Below are 17,633 nucleotides of genomic sequence, written 5' to 3'. Positions count from 1 at the left end.
ATCATAAAAATCACCCCTCAATCTCATCATTAGCATACGCCGCCAGACACCGCCGCATCTTCCAATACTCAGCCGCATACCACCGACGATGCTTCACACCATCAGCCCCACGCATCCGCGCAGCCTGCCAGCCCACCTTACACTCCCGCATGTAGCTACACACCGCAGGCAGCGTCAGACTCATATACCGCTCCGCCTTCATGACTCCACAGACCCGCGCACCACACGCACAGCCTCCTCCTCATCCTCGACATATACCTCAGGATCGACCGCCTTATCATGGCCTCCCGTGGTATGATTACCCCCACACTTACGGCAGGGCTCACTGCGATGATACGCACGTTTAATATGTTTCTTCAGTTGCATAAAATACTCCTCGATTAATCGATCCCACACGCACGCTGCATCTCACGATCACGGCGCAGCAGCTCCTCTTTGCGCGCAGCCGCCCGCTTCCGATCCGCACGCGCTGCAGCACCACGCTGCCCCAGCCAACGGCACGCATCCGTATAGCTACAGTGCTTATCCCGCATCACCTGTTTCACTCGCTCATGTGTTAGCATAATCTCACCTCTCAGTTTGTAGTTTCAGCCGCTCGAGGTCCCTACGGTCAAAGAGCGAGCCACGGACCGGCCACACATTGTTAGTCTCAACATGCAGCCGCTTAAATTGATAATACGAGAGCTCCATCAGCTCAGCAGCCTTACGGCCCGAGATATAGCGCTTAGGCTGCTTCACCGCGCCCAGCGCCCGCAGCGCCCCACGCTCAGCAGCCTGCTCCAACATCGCTTGCAGCTCAGATCGCTCCAGCGTAATCATGCCAAACCCTCCACAAGCATCTCCTCACGCGAGCGCCCACGCACACGCCAAACACGCACCGGCCCCGACAGCTCACAGATCGACCACAAGCACAGCGCCATACACAGCACCGCCAGCATCCCCTTCAACGACTGGATTTTCACCACAATCTCAGGGCTCGCATCCCGCTGCGCCATCGACTCCAGCAGCATCAACTGCTTATAGATCGCGTCATCACGCTTCTGCCGCTCTCCGATCAAATCACGCACCACAGCACGCAGCATTTTCACCCACAACAGCTTACCCCAATCACGCAGATCGCGCAACCGAGCCTCAAACCGATCCAAATGACTCAGTAACTCAGCCTCAAATTTCAATTGTCCAGATTTCATTATGCAGCCCCCCTCAATAAACCTTCTAGCGCAGCATCCACATCAAGCCCCGTAGCCTCCAACTCTCTCAGCTGAGACATACGCCGGCCCATAGCATCACCGCCCGCCATGTAGCCCCGAGTCTCCAAATCAGCCAAACACAGCCGCCGAATATAAGCCGATCGATCCTCCCGAGCCTCCGCACAGGCCAATTCCACCAGCTCCCATTGAGCCAAGCTCATACTCACCGACTTAGATTTTGCTTTTTCAGAACTCACAATAACGCAAATAACGCACCGTGCGTTATATAACGCAAGCATTATTTTTGTTTATTCTGCGTTTTTCTAAGAAACTCCTCCCATGACACAGGAAAAATCAAAATCAAAGAGCGTCTCGCTACTCCCCTCACTCTGGGAAAAAGTCGAAGCCAAAGCCGCCCAACAATACGGCACAAACCGAAGCACCTACATACGCGAACTCATCGAGAAAGACCTAGAAGCAGAGCCCCAAAACAACGAGCAGCACTACCAAAGCCCGCTCGACTCCGAATGCTTCGAAGACCTCCTCCTAGACTTCTGCGATGCCAGCACTCGCCGCGACGCCGCCGAAGCTCTCAAATACATAGACCTCGATCAAACAGCCTTTGTCACCCACATACTCAAGCAAGCCACCGCAGCACTTAGCAAAGTCCGCGAAGGCGATAACTGGGAAGACATCCGCATGATAGCCCCCCACCTTGAAGCCTATGAAAAAGACTTCTACCGCGCCGCCGCCGAAGAACAAACCCCCTACAAGCAAAAGCCCCGTGCTCCCATCGCAGAATAGACCTCACCAGTAAAAACGTTGTAAAATTCCCAAACGCTATCGAGCAAAAAATGAGGCCTTGTCCATTTTTGCTAGAGCGTTATTGCTACGAGCCATGAAATACAAATACCTAATCCTCATCCTGCTACTCAGCATCAAAACCACCGCCATCGAGATCCCCCAGATCATCGAGCTCACCTCATCGGCCGGGCACACAGTCCCAGTAGTGGCCATCTACACAGCCAGCCCCGACGGGCTCACACTCACACCCCACCCCGGGCGCCCGCTCATAGGCTCCACCAAACTACAAACCATCACCACCAGCTGGGATAACATCGCCACCGACAAACTCCCCGCGGCACTCAAATCCGCCCACACCGCAGCCCTCAACGGCCAGAGCACCACACTCAACATAGGGCCCGAGCTCACCGACTGGACAATCGCCAAAAACGCCGCCACCCGCGACATCCCCGAGCACAGCTACTGGCTCAGCGGCAAAGAGTATACCATCAGCTACAGCAAAATCCTAACCGAGCCCGCCACATTCCGCGAGCACAACAGCGCCCTCCGCAGCCCCGCCGCCCAAGCCCTCGCCCAGCGTTGGAAAAGCCTAGCCAACGCCCTAAAGCCCCTCGACTACCACCCCGAGGTCGAGCAATACATCTACGACCTCACCAACGCCGCCCAAGCCATCGACAAACTATCCCGCAGCGGCACCAGCCACAACACCAACGCAGCCCGAGCAATCCAGAAAATACTATAATGAGCACCACACCACAGATCTGCACCCGATGCGGCAGTTACGCCCAGCACAAGACCACCACCCACGGCAAACTCAGCACCGAGCTCATACTCTGGTGCCTACTACTCTTACCAGGACTCCTATACACCACATGGCGCCTCACCACCCGAGCCGAGCGCTGCACTCAATGTGGCAGCCCCGACCTAGTCCCCATCACCACCCCCACCGGCCGCGAGCTCCACAAAAAATATCACAGCAGGCGCTAATCGGCTACTACCTCCATCTACCAAAAACGCCGGCGCCCCCCATAAATACAAACTTTTCGGCTTCGCTGGGGGTGAAGGGGTCGCAGGTTCAAATCCTGTCGGCCCGACCATTTTAGCCATCAAATTTAATCGTTTGATGGCTTTTTTGTGCCATCCAACCCGCTCCAGCACTAGGATTAGCCCTCAAAAGAGCAAAACGGTCAAAAATGTTCCAAGGTCTTCAATTTATCTCTTTAAGATCCATTTGCTCAACACTTGCTCAACACCTCTTCGATACACTCGGCACTTCAACTTCTGCAGTGATCAGCAGCAGCAGCAGCAGATCGACAACACTGCGATGCTTCATCCCGGCTAGGCACAGATAAAAAAGATCTCCACGCAGCGCATCGCATCCTCTCACCTTTGGGAATACGGAAAGAGAGTCCCGATCAAGTCGCACCATGTATCCTGCGCAGGTAGCCGCCGCTCCCAGCACACCCCCCACACCCTAGAGAGCCCCCCCTTTACTTTACTAGGAAAGCCAGTTACCTATAGAATCAATCTCCTCTCTTTAAATTCTCAGGGAAGGAGCCTAAGCCCCCCCCCCTAGCCGATTCAGTGCATCTCCAAAAAAATTTGAAAAATTTTTGAGTAAAAAAACGAGGTTACATGTCATCCAGAACTAATGACGCAAATAGCTAAGACTACGGTAGAATTATTCAGGGCAATGACTGAGCCATTAGTTAAAGTGGGTACACTGCCACAATCAGAACACGTGGCAGCAATGAAAGCGCTAGAGATCGCCGCGAAGGCAAGACCTAGCGAGGAATACAAAGAAACACGCATGTTGACGCGAAAAGAGGCCGCAGTGCGACTAGGCGTCTGTCCAGCGACCGTGAGTCGCATGTATCACGCAGGAGAGCTCCAAGGGCGCTACCTACGTCCAGACTCATATCGCTCTCTTCGGATAAGTTCCAAGTCAATTGACGAGGTCATCAACGCCTAAAAGCGACTCAACAGTTCCAAAAACGATCACACGGCCTAGAGCCCAAAGTAACGGACCAGCTCCCCCCGCCATATTGAACATGGCGAAGATCAATATCGCAAAGCACTTAGCTTACTTGAATACGCAACGAGGCAACTGCGAATACAGCATAAAAATTCCTAGTCGTTCTCAGGCTGAGGTTCGGGGACGTACACACGCTTGAGAGGAATCAAGCCTTTGTATTTGGAATTAAAGTCTTCGTAGTGATTCAGCACCATCTTAACAAGCTCAGGGCCGTCGATAAGGCGGAGATTGGTCTTATTCCGAGCAAAGACCTTCGCTTGGCTGGTAAAGCTGCCTAGCGTGAATAATAGCCCAAATTCGTTTTGATCTACATTGCCATAAAGCGCCGTCACTTCGGGATTCCCGACAGAGCCTTCGGTGCTCTTTACTTGCACTTTGATGATTGGAGGCTCAACGCCTAGCTCATCTTTCGTGGCCACAATATCGACACCGCCATCAGCGCCTTTAGGCACACCGCGGGTCCAATATCCCATAGTGCCGAGCAGGTGCGCAACAAACTCTTCAAAGGGGTGCCCTTTCAGCTCCTGAGCGAGCGTCTTTAGAATGAAGTCCTCGGCAGTGGTTTCGATGTCCTCGGCGACTAGGCTGACCGTTTCATCTTCTTCGACACGCTTAGTTAGTTGTTCCCCACTCAATGCGCCAAGAAACTCGTCGGCATAGTTCTTCACTTGAAAGAAGCTCAAAGCTGACCCGATCTCGTAGAGCGCGCCTTGGGCAAATCTAGTCCGAGGGAACGCTTTCAGCCATTTTACTTTGAGTCGATGCGGGTAACTGCCTCCAGACTTATTGGAATAGTAATACTCCCCTTCGACTTCGCCGATATGGATCTGTCGATCCATCTTGCTAGGGTAGATAACTAAATCGCCGATTTTAACCTCGTGTATGAAACGGTACAGCTGCCCCGCATTATTCGGAATCGCACCAGGTTTTTTGTCAGGATACGCCTCTTGGATTTTGGCCTTAAACACCTCACGGTCGCCTCCGAGCGTAGAAAGATCGGGCATTTTGTCCCAGCCCAGAGCAATGCACTTGCTCTTTAAAAATATTGAATCGGCATCTCCTGTTTTACCGCCGTGAATGCCCCAGAGGGTTTTGTTTTCTTGCGCCATGATTATCCCTTAATTTTCCCTAACAATTCAGCACCCGGCATGGTTGGCCCATGATCACCTTTAAGGAGACCAGTATCAGCGCGACTGAACAATGCTTGTAGCACTATCTTTTGCTCTTCTGGTTTAATAGCACCTTTCTGAATCAGTGATAAATAAATATAAGTCAGTTGCCGCCGTTCCTGCGCATCTCTTGCTAAGTGGAATGAACTCACAGAAAACTTTGCGCCCAAACTAATCAAGTAGAGTCCAACTGAAGTCATTGTTAATAGTAAGATCGTGCCCTTTACGGTGTTCAGGTCCCATTTATTCCCTTCGAGCCACTGGGGTGGCCAAGTATACAAGATGTTGTAAAAAATACAGATTAATAGGATGCCAACCAGAGCCGTGCAGACAGAAAATCCAATTCCCCATCGTGAATGGCTCTCCCGCAACTGGTCCCAGTATTTCACGGGCTCCTCAAGCTGCAACTTGCTTTCATACAGATCTTCAAGGTCAGATAGTTTTTGCTTCCAGTCTTTCATGGATTGCACGAACTCTTCGTTGTGCTGCTGCCCACGGCCTTCGTGTGCAATTTGAAACTCTTCACGCTGAGTTTTGACTGCACTCTCTTCCTTAGATTTCCATGCCACGATCTCGGTTTTAATAGCTTCAAATTCAGAATGCCGGTCAGTAGCATCTTGAATACAACCATCAAAATAAGAATCTAACCGTGAATAAAGCTCATCGAAAGCTTCAGCATTCTTGGAAACATTTTTTTTAAGATGTTTTCCCTGCTCACTAAAAAGATATCCTTCAACTGCACCAACGAAGTGTTCCTTTCTCTCAATTCTCCCACCTCGATTAAAATAATAATATAAGAAGAACTCCCCTCCGACCGATCCGTATTCATCAACAACTGCATGCACTTTTTTACCTAACCTAGTTGCCGAAAACAGCATCCAGCTATTTGTATTTAAATTACTCTGCTCCGCCTTGGTTAAAGTATTCACCGCATTTTGAAACTGACTTCTCCAATTAGACGTAGAAGTATCAGCGCACGCAAAGGCTTCTTTAAGACTACTCAAAGGGGAGCGAAAACTGTTACGAATCAGATCAAACGACTCCCAATAACTAAGCTCTGAGTTCAAAAAATCCATTAAGTCTTCAGGATCTCTAAACTTCTTCACCGTCTTCTCTGGATAAAGCTGAACCTCGAAATTCTGTTCCTTAAACCACTTAATCTTTTCCTCTGAGATGCCGTCCATATGATTCCTTATTTAGAGGTGAGCGATGCCGCCACATTGCGAAAGCTTTCAAGCCCCGCTTCGATGTTGTCGATGATCTCATCGGCTAAGACTTCCGGCTCGGGCAGGTTGTCCAGATCCGCGAGGCTTTTGTCTTTCAGCCAAAAGAGATCGAGGCTGGTCTTGTCGCGAGCAATGAGCTCTTCGTAAGTGTAACTGCGCCAGCGGCCATCGGGGTTCTTCTCTGCGTCCCATGTGGCTTTGCGCTTGTGGCGGTTCTTTGGGTTGTAGCACTCGATAAACTCTTTGAGGTCGTCGAGGCGTAGCGGCTTGCGCTTGAGCGTGTGGTGAATGTTGGTGCGATAGTCGTAATACCAGACTTCTTTGGTCGCAGCGGTCTTTTGCGCGGCTCGGTTATCGAAGAACAGCACGTTCGCCTTGACGCCATTGGCGTAAAAGATGCCCGTCGGCAGACGCAAAATCGTATGCAGCTCTGTCGTCTCCATCAGCTTCTTACGCACCGTCTCGCCCGCCCCGCCTTCAAACAACACATTATCGGGCAACACTACTGCCGCCTGTCCTGTGGTTTTTAGCATAGTGTGAATATGCTGCAGGAAGTTGAGCTGCTTATTGGAGGTAGTCGTCCAAAAGTCTTGACGATTGTAAGTCAGGTCGTCGCGCTCCTGTTCGCCGTCTTCGTTGGTGAAGGTCATACTGCTCTTCTTGCCGAAGGGCGGATTGGCCAACACGTAATCCACACGCAGACCACCATCAGCCACCAGTGCATCATTCGGGGAAACGAGGCTGTCGCCGTCGATCTCGCCGATATTGTGCAGGAACAGATTCATCAGGCACAGACGACGCGTGCCCGCCACGATCTCATTGCCATGGAAGGTCTCGTGCTTAAGGAACGCCTTTTGGTCACGATTCATCTGATACGTGTCTGTCAGATAGTCATGCGCTGCTAAGAAAAAGCCCCCCGTGCCACAGGCAGGGTCCGCAATTGTCTTGCCGGGCTCTGGTTGCACGCAAGCCACCATCGCCTGAATTAAGGCACGCGGCGTGAAATACTGCCCTGCGCCCGACTTGGTATCTTCCGCATTCTTTTCCAAGATACCTTCGTAAATGTCGCCCTTGGTGTCCGCATCCAGCGAGACCCAATTCACTTCATCCACCATCGCGATCAAGCGCGCCAGTTTCGCAGGATCTTGAATCTTGTTTTGCGCCTTAGTGAAGATCTGGCCGAGCATCGCTTTGCCCTTCGCCAATTCACTCAGGGTGGTCACATAATGCACCTCCAGCTCTGCCCCCTTGAGTGCTTTAAGTTGCGGCCACGCATATGCCTTGGGCACACCCACATCGCGCTTATACGGAGGCTGACTGTATTCGTCGGCCATTTTGAGGAAGATCAGATAAGTGAGCTGTTCCAGATAATCGCCGTAGCCGACGCCGTCGTCGCGTAGGGTCGTGCAGAAGCTCCATACTTTGGAAATGATGGTGTCAGTGGTCATAAGATTTGTTTGATAAATAGTTTAAAGTGTAACTGAGTATAGTCAGCGACCTGCTTGAGCCGACCATTTGTTGACTCCGAACTTTATGTTCCAGGCCGCTTTTTTATTTGCTGATCCATCCAGTCGAACACTTCCTGAAACGGAGTATCTGCATTTTGAATCAGCGGTTTAAGTAAACGGATGTCCCCTTGATGGTGTGCCCGAGTGGGGTAACCTCCAGACTCATCTATGTAAGCAAGATAAACTGGGCTCATTGCATTTCCCCCCGTTGCTTTTTATCAAACTTGGCCTGTCGTTTCGCATCCTTCGTTAGCTGCCGAGCTCGTAATTTGGCATCTTTGATTTCCTGTTTCTTTCGTATTGCTTCATCCTTAGTAGATTTCTTTGCGCGCATTTCGTCTTCGTTGGCCATCCTTTTCGCGCGTGCGGCCTTTTCCTTGGCTTCCTGTTTAGCTCGAATTGCTTCTTCCACCGCTTGTTTCTTGAGCTTTTTTTCTCGAACAATCTCTTCAGCAGCGCTCATCAACTCCTCTTCATAATCCGGCACCTCAATGTAAAGTTCTGGACAAGTTTCCCGTAGCAGCGCTTCGGTCGCCCGACCATCAATAAACCCTTTCTTGTGTAAGACACGAACCGCTTCAGTTGGGTTATTTAAGTCCGCCATGAAGCCACCCATTAAACCGCAAAAGTAACCAAGCCAAACCACCCCATATTCCGCGCTTACGGCAGTATCTCGGATGGAATCGAACAACAATTTACCAATTACACTGAGCCCGATAACCAATAGTAACGTGGGCAACATCCCCTTGCGCAGTGCAGAAGGAATGATAAGCCCGACAAACCCATAAACCAGAGGACTCGCCCCCAAGTAGGTGGTGCCCTCCGCACCGACACAGACAAAAACAATACCAGCCAGCAGCCCCCCATACACCATTGCCATTAGCGCCCGTTGATACCCCGCCAAGCTGAAAGCAATTAAACCAGCAATCCATAGGCCGCCTAAGTTAATCCACAAATGTTCCCAACTGGCGTGAAAGAAATGCGTGGAGACGATAGCTGTGATGGCTTCAGGAAACGCCCCGAGTCCATTGGACTGAATCACCAACCAGGAGTTTCCATTGCCTGCGGGCAGATAAAGCTGCAACAGCGCCATGATCGCGGAGAGCGCAAGGATAACAAAAAATCCAACCCGCAGGCTCACGGTAAAGTCTGGCCAGCGCAGGTCCGCTGATTGTTCAGTTTTATTTTCAGTATTCATCTACAACTGGTTACTTTAAGGCCCACAAGGGATGCTCCCTCCAGTTCTCGTTCAATCCCATCTTGCTGATGTCGATTTCTGGGTATTGATCAAAGAGTTCAAATACACGCGCCGTCCACGTGTTCATTGGACTAATGTGGTTCAGCCAATAGCGACAAATCGTCAGCAGCATGCCCATACGATCTTTTGACATGGTCGGTTGCCACCATTCCTTAAACTTTCGCTTATTCGGACGCTTTACGCTGGTGCCTGATTGCCAGTTCCACAGTCGCGCATGATGCGCGCAGCGATTACGCACCACGTGTAGCCCCATCAACCAAGAGAGCATGACTTCCTCTGGCTGACCGATGGTCTTAGCCAACTCCTTGCGAATATCAACACTGACGCCGCGAAAGAACGACAAGGTCGCCCCGAAATCCATCAATTCAATCATCATCCAAACAGGCAATCGATCATGCTGATCGCCATAATCTCGGAAATAATTGACCACAAACATTTCAGCCCCTTTGGGATCAACACTGCGCTTCACTTGCCCGAGAACTTTACTTTTCCACTTTTTGAAATCATCTGCTTCACTGCTGAAATTCGGAAAATTGGATTCTTCTAAATAAGCAAAACCACCGTGTTGATGCGCAAACTGGTAAGCCAACTGTGTCCGCACCTGCACTTCGATACTCTCAATCGCATCGATGAACAGAGTCCGCAAACGATGATCAAAAGTATAAAGACGCCAGACCTGCTCCAGCGTCGTGCCCGCTTGATACCGATCACCGTCTTGAAAGACCCAAGCATAGGCGCAAAACCGGAAATAATTGGTCGCCTGTAGCCGCTGAACCAATTCAGCACGATCCGCGCAAAACCCTCGCGCTAACAGCAAGTCCGCTTGATCTTCAAAGCTCAGGGCTGGCTTTTCAAACTCCATGTGTCGGCACCTCCTGATGTCCGGACAAAAAAACACCCACCGAAGTAAGCTGCACCTTTCCGAAGAAAGGGAGAAGCCCGGCGGGTCTACTGTCGTCATGTATTGACAATGAATCGGTTAAGATCAAGCACTTTCGACCGAAAAACGGTTTTCGGCGCGTCAACAAAGCTATGACAAGCAGGCCGAAAGCTACTGCAATACAAGTTCCAGCGACTTCCGCTCCGTAGCCCACGCCATTGTCGTGTAGGCTCGCACAGTAACTCCATTGCTGAGAAATCATAGTGTCAGTGGTCATACAAAGAAGTGTAATTCTAGAGATTCGATTCCTTTTTAAGACGTCCCGTTTCCTTGATTGCCCATCTAGAAAGCCGTCCAGTGTTGTCTTCGCCGACAAAGCATCTTCCGTCGCAGAGGAAGCCCATTCTGAGTTGTTCAGTAGTTAAGAACAACTTATCCCCTCGACTTGCGACTAACCCCGTCTTCTTAACCTTTTCAATAAGAGCCTCTGCCCTCTCAGCAAGACCTTCTTTAATCATATTGATCTCCACTCCGCCTTCGAGATTCGCCAACAAACTGAACAAAACTACTTCTCCCTTATCTGGAAAATAAGGTGCCCATGGTTTAGTTACGGTCCCCTCCCCCAACTTCTTCTCATCTAGTTCAAGGTATAACCAGTCCCAACCTTGCTTTCCATCTCGGTCAATTGCTTTAGCCTGCAAAAAATGATTAAAAACTTCCAACTCAAGGTCTTCCCCCCAAAATTCTACAAGTCCAAGATCCTTAGAGATTCTAGTATAAAGTAGCTCTAACAGGAGATGAATTGGCTTGACTCGTGATGTCGCAAAAAGGTTCCAGTAATCGTCTCGCGACGGTGCCACATATGGCCTTCCGTTCATCTTAACCATGGAGAACTCGCCTGAAATAATGAGATCTGGCCAGCTCGTTGGAGGTATCCATTTTCTACCCGTATGTCCTTCAATTAATCCGATGAAAGACTTTCTAAACCCTGACTCTTTTTTAAATCCGTCATAACCTATAGCAATTCGAACTGGCCTAATTAACTCACTAACTAAAGAATGATAAACCAGTCGATGATGAAAGTCGTGCTCTCGGATTTCTTCATGCTTTTCTATTCTAAGACCAGTAATCTGGGAAAAAGTCCGAAATATATCTCCCGCAGGAATAGGCTTCGAATGATTTGGTTCCAAAACCATCAACTGATCAAAATGATCAAGGACATCTGCAAAATCGCCACCATAAAGAGTCTTCTTCACCTCCAAAACAGCCAATACGTTCTCGATCGGCATGATCTCACTGTCAGTCTTAGGAATCGGTGAACCAGCTCCTCTAACGAGCATACAGTCAATTTGACCTGACTTGCTTCCGTCTTTTCCAATTATAAAGCCATTCGTGATGCGCAGATTAAACTCCTCTGGGATCGCCTTAGATAATAACTCCGTTGTAAGCCCTTCATAGGTATCACCGATGGTAGGGCCATGAGGGATCTTGCCATGTTTTTGTTCAAACTCAGCAATCATTTTTTTCTCATGAGTGAGAAATCCTTCTAAAATCCCTCCAAGAGTGGTAATTGGTGACGTATTACTCATGCTTTCTTTCTGGCCTGTTTCTTGGTCGCTTTTTTCGCCACCGTCTTCTTTGCCTTGAGTTCTGCCTCCGCTGCCTCGCGTTCGGCGCGGATGCGTTCGAGTAGGACGCTGGCGGGTTCGTCGTTGGGGTCTTGCGGGACGAGCTGACCCGAAAAGGCCTTCTTTAGAATGGATTGACGTAGCGCCTCGGCGCGTTGCAAGGCCGCGTCAATCTCCGCCTCATTTTGCTCGATGGCCGTAAACTGCTCTTCGAGAATGCGGACGATTTCTTTTTGTTCGGGAAGGGAGCAGAGAGGAACTGCCGTAGACTTGAAACGCTCAACACTAATCTTTTTTTGAGCAACACCACGGGTTATTAAACCAAGCTGCTTTCGACAAAGAACTGAATTGATAAATGAGCAATAGAATGAGCGATCACAATACCCCTGAAGAACTCTGAACTTCAGGCAGTCAGCAGTAATAATTGCTTCAGGCCTGTGCTCTGGATAGATGGCACAATCACCCGGAGGATCACCCATTTTGGTAATCAATAAATCAAGCGGCTTTGCAGAATGCGCTTTGAGTTCAGCAGCTTTCTCCTGCGAAACAAAACGAGGCTCTAGGCCAAAATTGTTTCGAGTGATATTTTTAATAAAAACGAGAGGAACGCCCTCAGTAGTATAGTCCGTAACTTTCAAGTTACTTCCAAATGGCCCGATCCCCAAAGCATAAGGCTCATAAGCAGCTAATAAGTCTGGATGAGTCCATGCCCATTCGCCTGGCAACTCAGGCAACACCCCCAATTCCTCATCTGTAATATTTTCAACTTCCTTAAGCTTACGTGGCTTCGTCGGCTTCTTACCTTCCTTACCTCCAGCTTCCCATTCTTCGACGGCGGTTTGCCAGTCGGTGAGTTGTTGTTGATAGCGGGCTTCGCGTTCGCTGCGGATGCGGGCGAGCAGTTGCTCGGCGGGTTCGAGTTTGTCGGGGTTCTGGGCGCGCCATTTTTCGGTGAGCTTGCCCTCAAAGGCCTGCTTGAGCAGGGACTGACGATAGACGCCCAACCGCGCCCGCGCCGTCTTCAAACTCTCAACCCCGGCATCTATCTCCGAAAACAACTCTTCGATCTTCGCCACAATGCGGCGTTGTTCGTTTAGGGGTGGGAGTGGAATTTCAAGAGTGCTAAATCTTCCATGAGTTAGATTCAAACCACTATCGCTGATACCGGTTTTCATTTTGTCGATCAGCTTCTTAGTATTCCATTCACGCAGAAAGGATTCCAAAAACTCACTAACAATCACAGAATTATCACAACGCAACTGATACATCTTCCCTGAAATTAGTAACCTTGGTCGAGTCGAGGTCACTAGACATGTCACTCCACACCTAGCTCTCGGCCCAGCACATGTCATTAAGATGTCACCAGGCTTCACTTCAAGATGCTCCCGAGGCTCTAAGTTGGAAGGAAGGTGCTTGTTCTCTTCCTCGACAAACTTCCCATCCTGAATCGCACTAGTTTTCAGCACTCCCCAATCATCATTTGATTCAGAAGGGAAACGTTCACATTGAGGACTCCACCCTTGGCGAATTTTACGTCCATTTTCATAAGGCAACAGAGCCTCCTCAATCAGAAGAGAAGTCCAACTAGTAGGTAAGTGTTCTTCCATCACGCGGTCAGCTCCTCGTTCAGTTCATCAATCAGCACGTCCATGTCGTCACCAAAAAGCTGATACATTTTACCGAGGCCGCCTTGGGCATCGAAGGGATCGAGTTCTAGGTCCTCGCGCTCGAAGCGGAAACTTTGGATGATGCAGTCGCGGATGTTTTGCAGCCAGTTGGTCTGCGCGTCGGTGAATTTGGCTTGTTTGCCAGAATGTCGTTTCATGATCCAGTCTTGGAAGTTGCGGCGCACGGTGTCGCTAAAGAGTTGTAGCTCGGCATCGATCTCGCAGACGTGCCGAATCAGGGCGACTAGCGCGGTGAGCTCGTTCTGTGGTGCGGTGAGCTTGTTGCCTTTGAGTTGCTCGTAGGCTTGCCAGACACGCAGCGGCGCGAGCTTGGGCGCGTCGGCCTTGAGCTTGGCTAACACATCTTGAATCATTTGCAGGGTCACTTCCTGCCGCCGTTGTGGCTGATCATAGAAAATGGTGAGCGCGGCGAGTTGGTCTTTGTTGATTTCGAGAAAGCTCTTGAAATCCTGCGTGAGTGCCTCGGCGTTGCCGGTGGCGTCTTTGTCCCACTCCGCGCGTTGCAGCACATCGAGCGTGTCGTTGTCGATGATCTGTAGATTGGCGACACAGCTCTCCACGATCAAGGTGACGGCGGCACCGGTGAGCGGCGCTGCGGCTGCGGCGACGAGTTGTGCTTGTGCATTTTCGCGAGCGGTGTCACCGGGGTTGCTGCCGGTCGGCACTTTGGCCAGCTCGCAGGCTTTGGCCTCAATGGTGTCGGCGTCGATGGCGGTAAAGAGGTCTTTGATCATCGTCTGCAGCGAGATGCCGTCGGTCTTTTCCGCGATGCGCGCTTTCTGCTCCCCAGTGAGCTGACGCTCGATACGGGCAAGGCGTCCGGCCAGCGAGGACACGGTGTCGGTATCGCTGGAGCCCATGACAACCTCCATCGCGAGATCTTTAAATGGAACCGAAGGCTTGGTAATCAGCTGCGGGCTGGCGGTCTTGACGGACTTAGTCACACCGATGGCATCGACAATCACGTAGTGCGTCTTAGCGGTTTTGGCGGAGGGCGTGACCTTGCGCAAGTCGTCGAGATCGAAGGTGCGGGTGCCGCGGCCTTTCATTTGCTCGAAGTAGTTCTTACTTTTCACGTCGCGCATGAAGAGCAGGCATTCCAGCGGTTTCACGTCGGTGCCGGTGGCGATCATATCGACGGTCACGGCGATGCGCGGGTGGTAGCCGTTGCGAAAATCGGCCAGCACGGATTTGGGATCTTCCTCGATCTTGTAAGTAAGCTTTTTGCAGAAGGCATTCCCCTCGTCGAACTCTTCGCGCACGATTTGGATGATGTCGTCGGCGTGTGAGTCGGTCTTGGCAAAGATGAGGGTCTTGGGCACTTCCTCGCGGTCGGGGAAGATTTCGGTGAGTAGCTTGTCACGGAAAGTGCGGATGACGGTGCGAATCTGAGTGGGGTTGACGATGTCCTTATCCAGCTTCTTGGCGGTGTAGGCTTTGTCCTCGTCCTCCTGCTCCCAGCGTTTCTTGCGGGAGAGCTTTTCGCGCTTTTCGACCAGGCCTTTGAGTACGGTGCCGCCGCCTTGGGTGACCTCGGTCTCGATCAGGTAGACTTCGTTGCCGACATTTACATTGTCCGCAACCGCCTGCTCGTGGGTGTATTCGGAAACGACGTTTTGCTTAAAGAAGGCGTAAGTGCGGCTGTCAGGCGTGGCGGTTAGGCCGATCAAAAAGGCGTCGTAGTATTCGATCACCTGTCGCCAGAGGTTGTAAATGGAGCGGTGGCACTCATCGATCACGATAAAGTCGAAGTGCTCCAGCGCCACCTTCGGATTATAAACCACGGGAAACGGCTCTTTGCGGCGAGGGCGCACCTCGGCGGGGTTGGCCTGTTCGTCGGACTCGTCGAGTTCCTTGCCCTGCAAGATGGAATACATGCGCTGAATGGTGCTGATACAGACCTGCCCATCGGACGGCACCACGGAAGAGCGCAGACGCTGCACCGTGTAGAGTTCGGTGAACTTGCGGTTATCGTCGTTCGGCGTGTAGGCCATGAACTCCTGCTCGGCCTGCTCACCGAGGTTGCGAGTATCGACCAAGAAGAGCACCCGCTTAGCCCGCGCGAATTTGAGCAAACGATAGATGGCGGTGATCGCGGTAAAGGTCTTGCCCGAGCCGGTGGCCATCTGAATCAATGCACGCGGCTTGGCAGCCTTGAAGGACGTTTCCAAATTGGTAATCGCGTTGATCTGGCAATCACGCAGACCAGTCGGATCGAGCGTGGATAAGTCCTGCAGACGGTCTCGCAAGGAGCGCCCCTGCTCTAACCATTCACGCAAGGTTTCCGGGCGGTGAAAGGAAAAGACCTCGCGTGAGCGTGGCTTCGGATCGCGTTGATCGGTAAAGCGGGTGATGGCCCCCGTGGCTTCGTAGAGAAAGGGAATCGGTTGGGAATTTTTAACCCATTTCAATTTAGCCCCCGCATAGCCAGCAGTCTGGTCTTCTGCAGTCGTAATGTTATAGCCCAAATCTTCCTTCTTAGCCTCAACCACTCCAACAGGCTGCTTATCCACAAAGAGCACGTAATCAGCAGGGCCCACATCGGTGGTATATTCACGAACCGCCTGCCCGCCCCCCTCATTTGGGTTGAAAGCGTTTTTATCCTGAACAGCCCACCCCGAAGCTCGTAGCTGAGCGTCGATCTTGTCGCGGGCAATCTGTTCAGGGTTTTGGTTTTTCATTGTTCCATAAGTAACGAAGTCGAGGCTGGAAAAATAAGGTCATTAACAACACGAGGTCACGCAATAATTAAAAGAAGTTGTAAAAAAAGTCACAGTTCAGACGGTCTGATGCATAGAAATAGAATAGATCCGACTGCAGCGGAAGATCATTACAAATGCGCGACTTTGAATGGCTAACATCTAAACCGCCTCTCGTTAATTCTACATTGTTAAACTACGAGATGTATGCGGTTCGTCCCTGTTTTCGATAGTGGTGTTCAATGGATTTGAGTCTTGCTGTGTGTCTTTGTAGGAGTTGTTGGAAGATCTCCTTTTCTGAGCGTTGTTTGGAAGGCAGGTAAAAGCTGAGCAGTTCGACCACGTCGTGTGTGCTCAACAATGGAGCGCATTCTCGATTAATGAGCTTTTGCTGTGTAACGAAGAGCATGGCCATAGTGACCATGGCCATGTGTTGATGCCAGCCTTGCCAGCCGCGCACCTGATACTGCGCCATTCCGACTTCACTCTAAGCTTCTTGTATGGCTCGCTCGATCCAGTAGCGCTGATGTTGGCGATAGCATAGTTGCACGGCACTGGCCTGATCATTGGTCAGGCTATATTTGATCGCTCCGGTTCCATCGCAGCTGATGACCAAACAGCGCTGATTCTGGCATCCGTCATGATCGTAAAGCGCTATGCGCAGAACCTGTGCGTGAAGGGGGCCTTTGGTTGCATTGCGGAAGTGAACATGTTCAGCTTGCTCGCCACCTCGCTCGATCCAAAGCCGATCCACGCATTGATACACCAGCGCTCCACTGACATCGCGAACATAGAACTTCTGGTTACTGCGAACATCGGCAACGTAACGTAGCCCTTGCTCTTCAAGCTTTGCTAGCAATTTGCTGTTGCTGCCATAGAGACTGTCCATGCCGACCCAGTTGAACTCAAGTCCTTGATTGATCGCATTCTCGATAATCTCCCAAGCGAGTTCCGGTTTCGTTTTAAACGTGCGCTCATCTGCAGGGACATGAGCGCGATCCATGCGCTCACAGTCCTGCGTCCAAGCTTCCGGAAGATATAGCCGGTAGTCGATGATTGTCGCATCGCGCTGGCAGCCCAGAACTCCCAGGACGCTAACCTGACCGTTCTCAATTTTACCCGAGCATCCACAATACTGCCTCGCCACGCCTACACTACGAGTGCCCTTTTTCAGGAAGGAAATCTCATCGAGCAGCAGCATACTCTCTGAGTTGCCGCCCAGTAATGTATTTGCATCGCGAGCCATTTGATCGACCAAGGCTCGGTGGTTCCAGTTCGATTCGCTAACGAAGTTGTGCACTAACTGATAATCGACTTGATCGATTTTCTCACCGATGCGCTCAATGTTTTTACGCCGAATATCTCCTAGTAGGCCGCTTAGATACTGGCGCGCATGTAAAGTGCGGTTGCGCCCCTGAGAGATAAAGTAGCTCGAATAGTCGTCGCAAAACTCCATGAAGTCGCGCGCTATAGAGCGAAGGCCTGTAGCGTCATATTTTTTTATTTCGCTATCCGATTCAGTGGAGTCACGAACTGTGAGTTAAGCTT

The 17,633-nt window shown here is 50.9% G+C and carries 20 protein-coding genes; 4 read left to right on the top strand and 16 right to left on the bottom strand.

Annotation, left to right across the window (positions count from 1 at the left end):
- Window positions 1-10: 10 nt before the first annotated feature.
- From QEH52_RS01640 to QEH52_RS01615, 6 genes are read right to left on the bottom strand one after another with little or no spacing between them, the layout of a single operon-like run.
- Window positions 11-202 carry a hypothetical protein gene (locus tag QEH52_RS01640; protein ID WP_308948199.1) on the bottom strand — a complete coding sequence of 64 codons (192 nt, stop codon included), beginning with the start codon at window positions 200-202 and terminating at the stop codon, window positions 11-13.
- Complete coding sequence (locus tag QEH52_RS01635) at window positions 199-366, bottom strand: hypothetical protein (protein ID WP_308948198.1); 168 nt, start codon at window positions 364-366, stop codon at window positions 199-201. The genes QEH52_RS01640 and QEH52_RS01635 overlap by 4 nt, the downstream gene beginning before the upstream one ends.
- A gap of 14 nt (window positions 367-380) precedes the next feature.
- Window positions 381-563: a hypothetical protein gene (locus QEH52_RS01630; protein WP_308948197.1), complete on the bottom strand. Its 183-nt coding sequence runs from the start codon at window positions 561-563 to the stop codon at window positions 381-383.
- A 4-nt stretch (window positions 564-567) separates the two neighbouring features.
- Window positions 568-819, bottom strand: a complete 252-nt coding sequence (locus tag QEH52_RS01625) for a hypothetical protein (protein WP_308948196.1) — start codon at window positions 817-819, stop codon at window positions 568-570.
- The gene (locus tag QEH52_RS01620) at window positions 816-1,190 is read right to left on the bottom strand and encodes a hypothetical protein (protein ID WP_308948195.1); all 375 of its coding nucleotides are present in this window, start codon (window positions 1,188-1,190) and stop codon (window positions 816-818) included. The genes QEH52_RS01625 and QEH52_RS01620 overlap by 4 nt, the downstream gene beginning before the upstream one ends.
- The gene (locus QEH52_RS01615) at window positions 1,190-1,447 is read right to left on the bottom strand and encodes a hypothetical protein (RefSeq protein ID WP_308948194.1); all 258 of its coding nucleotides are present in this window, start codon (window positions 1,445-1,447) and stop codon (window positions 1,190-1,192) included. Before QEH52_RS01615 ends, QEH52_RS01620 begins: the two co-directional genes overlap by 1 nt.
- Window positions 1,448-1,529: 82 nt before the next feature.
- On the opposite strand from QEH52_RS01615, the gene QEH52_RS01610 reads away from it, so the two are divergent.
- The 4 genes from QEH52_RS01610 (at window position 1,530) to QEH52_RS01595 (ending at window position 3,966) form a co-directional block, all read left to right on the top strand.
- Window positions 1,530-1,994, top strand: coding sequence for a hypothetical protein (locus tag QEH52_RS01610; protein ID WP_308948193.1), 465 nt, complete (start codon window positions 1,530-1,532; stop codon window positions 1,992-1,994).
- A gap of 94 nt (window positions 1,995-2,088) precedes the next feature.
- Complete coding sequence (locus QEH52_RS01605; protein ID WP_308948192.1) at window positions 2,089-2,736, top strand: hypothetical protein; 648 nt, start codon at window positions 2,089-2,091, stop codon at window positions 2,734-2,736.
- Entirely contained in the window at window positions 2,736-2,981 is a 246-nt protein-coding gene (locus QEH52_RS01600) for a hypothetical protein (RefSeq protein WP_308948191.1), read from the top strand. Before QEH52_RS01605 ends, QEH52_RS01600 begins: the two co-directional genes overlap by 1 nt.
- 706 nt (window positions 2,982-3,687) lie before the next feature.
- Window positions 3,688-3,966, top strand: a complete 279-nt coding sequence (locus tag QEH52_RS01595; RefSeq protein ID WP_308948189.1) for a helix-turn-helix domain-containing protein — start codon at window positions 3,688-3,690, stop codon at window positions 3,964-3,966.
- A gap of 158 nt (window positions 3,967-4,124) precedes the next feature.
- On the opposite strand, the gene QEH52_RS01590 is transcribed toward QEH52_RS01595, so the two are convergent.
- The 10 genes from QEH52_RS01590 to QEH52_RS01545 all read right to left on the bottom strand — a co-directional run bounded on the left by QEH52_RS01590 (window position 4,125) and on the right by QEH52_RS01545 (window position 17,541).
- Window positions 4,125-5,138: a restriction endonuclease gene (locus QEH52_RS01590; RefSeq protein ID WP_308948188.1), complete on the bottom strand. Its 1,014-nt coding sequence runs from the start codon at window positions 5,136-5,138 to the stop codon at window positions 4,125-4,127.
- Window positions 5,139-5,140: 2 nt separating this feature from the next.
- Window positions 5,141-6,382 (bottom strand): DUF6161 domain-containing protein, encoded by a 1,242-nt coding sequence (locus QEH52_RS01585; RefSeq protein WP_308948187.1) that lies wholly within the window; start codon window positions 6,380-6,382, stop codon window positions 5,141-5,143.
- 8 nt (window positions 6,383-6,390) lie between these two features.
- Window positions 6,391-7,872 carry a class I SAM-dependent DNA methyltransferase gene (locus tag QEH52_RS01580; RefSeq protein WP_308948186.1) on the bottom strand — a complete coding sequence of 494 codons (1,482 nt, stop codon included), beginning with the start codon at window positions 7,870-7,872 and terminating at the stop codon, window positions 6,391-6,393.
- 250 nt (window positions 7,873-8,122) lie between these two features.
- A complete protein-coding gene (locus QEH52_RS01575) occupies window positions 8,123-9,130 on the bottom strand; it encodes a rhomboid family intramembrane serine protease (RefSeq protein ID WP_308948185.1) in 1,008 nt (335 codons plus the stop codon).
- Between the two features lie 10 nt (window positions 9,131-9,140).
- Window positions 9,141-10,052 carry an Abi family protein gene (locus QEH52_RS01570; RefSeq protein WP_308948184.1) on the bottom strand — a complete coding sequence of 304 codons (912 nt, stop codon included), beginning with the start codon at window positions 10,050-10,052 and terminating at the stop codon, window positions 9,141-9,143.
- A gap of 311 nt (window positions 10,053-10,363) precedes the next feature.
- The gene (locus QEH52_RS01565) at window positions 10,364-11,659 is read right to left on the bottom strand and encodes a DUF6602 domain-containing protein (RefSeq protein ID WP_308948183.1); all 1,296 of its coding nucleotides are present in this window, start codon (window positions 11,657-11,659) and stop codon (window positions 10,364-10,366) included.
- Entirely contained in the window at window positions 11,656-13,305 is a 1,650-nt protein-coding gene (locus tag QEH52_RS01560) for a restriction endonuclease subunit S (RefSeq protein WP_308948302.1), read from the bottom strand. Before QEH52_RS01560 ends, QEH52_RS01565 begins: the two co-directional genes overlap by 4 nt.
- Window positions 13,305-16,067, bottom strand: coding sequence for a type I restriction endonuclease subunit R (locus tag QEH52_RS01555; protein ID WP_308948182.1), 2,763 nt, complete (start codon window positions 16,065-16,067; stop codon window positions 13,305-13,307). The genes QEH52_RS01560 and QEH52_RS01555 overlap by 1 nt, the downstream gene beginning before the upstream one ends.
- Before the next feature lie 214 nt (window positions 16,068-16,281).
- Complete coding sequence (locus QEH52_RS01550; RefSeq protein WP_308948181.1) at window positions 16,282-16,560, bottom strand: hypothetical protein; 279 nt, start codon at window positions 16,558-16,560, stop codon at window positions 16,282-16,284.
- Between the two features lie 12 nt (window positions 16,561-16,572).
- Window positions 16,573-17,541, bottom strand: coding sequence for an IS701 family transposase (locus QEH52_RS01545; protein ID WP_308948180.1), 969 nt, complete (start codon window positions 17,539-17,541; stop codon window positions 16,573-16,575).
- Between the last annotated feature and the right edge of the window lie 92 nt (window positions 17,542-17,633).

It is taken from the genome of Thalassobacterium maritimum (assembly GCF_031127805.1).
GTDB classification, from domain to species: Bacteria; Verrucomicrobiota; Verrucomicrobiia; order Opitutales; family Coraliomargaritaceae; genus Thalassobacterium; species Thalassobacterium maritimum.
The sequence above is the reverse complement of the archived record's forward strand: the minus strand, read 5'-3'. Positions and strand labels throughout refer to the sequence as shown.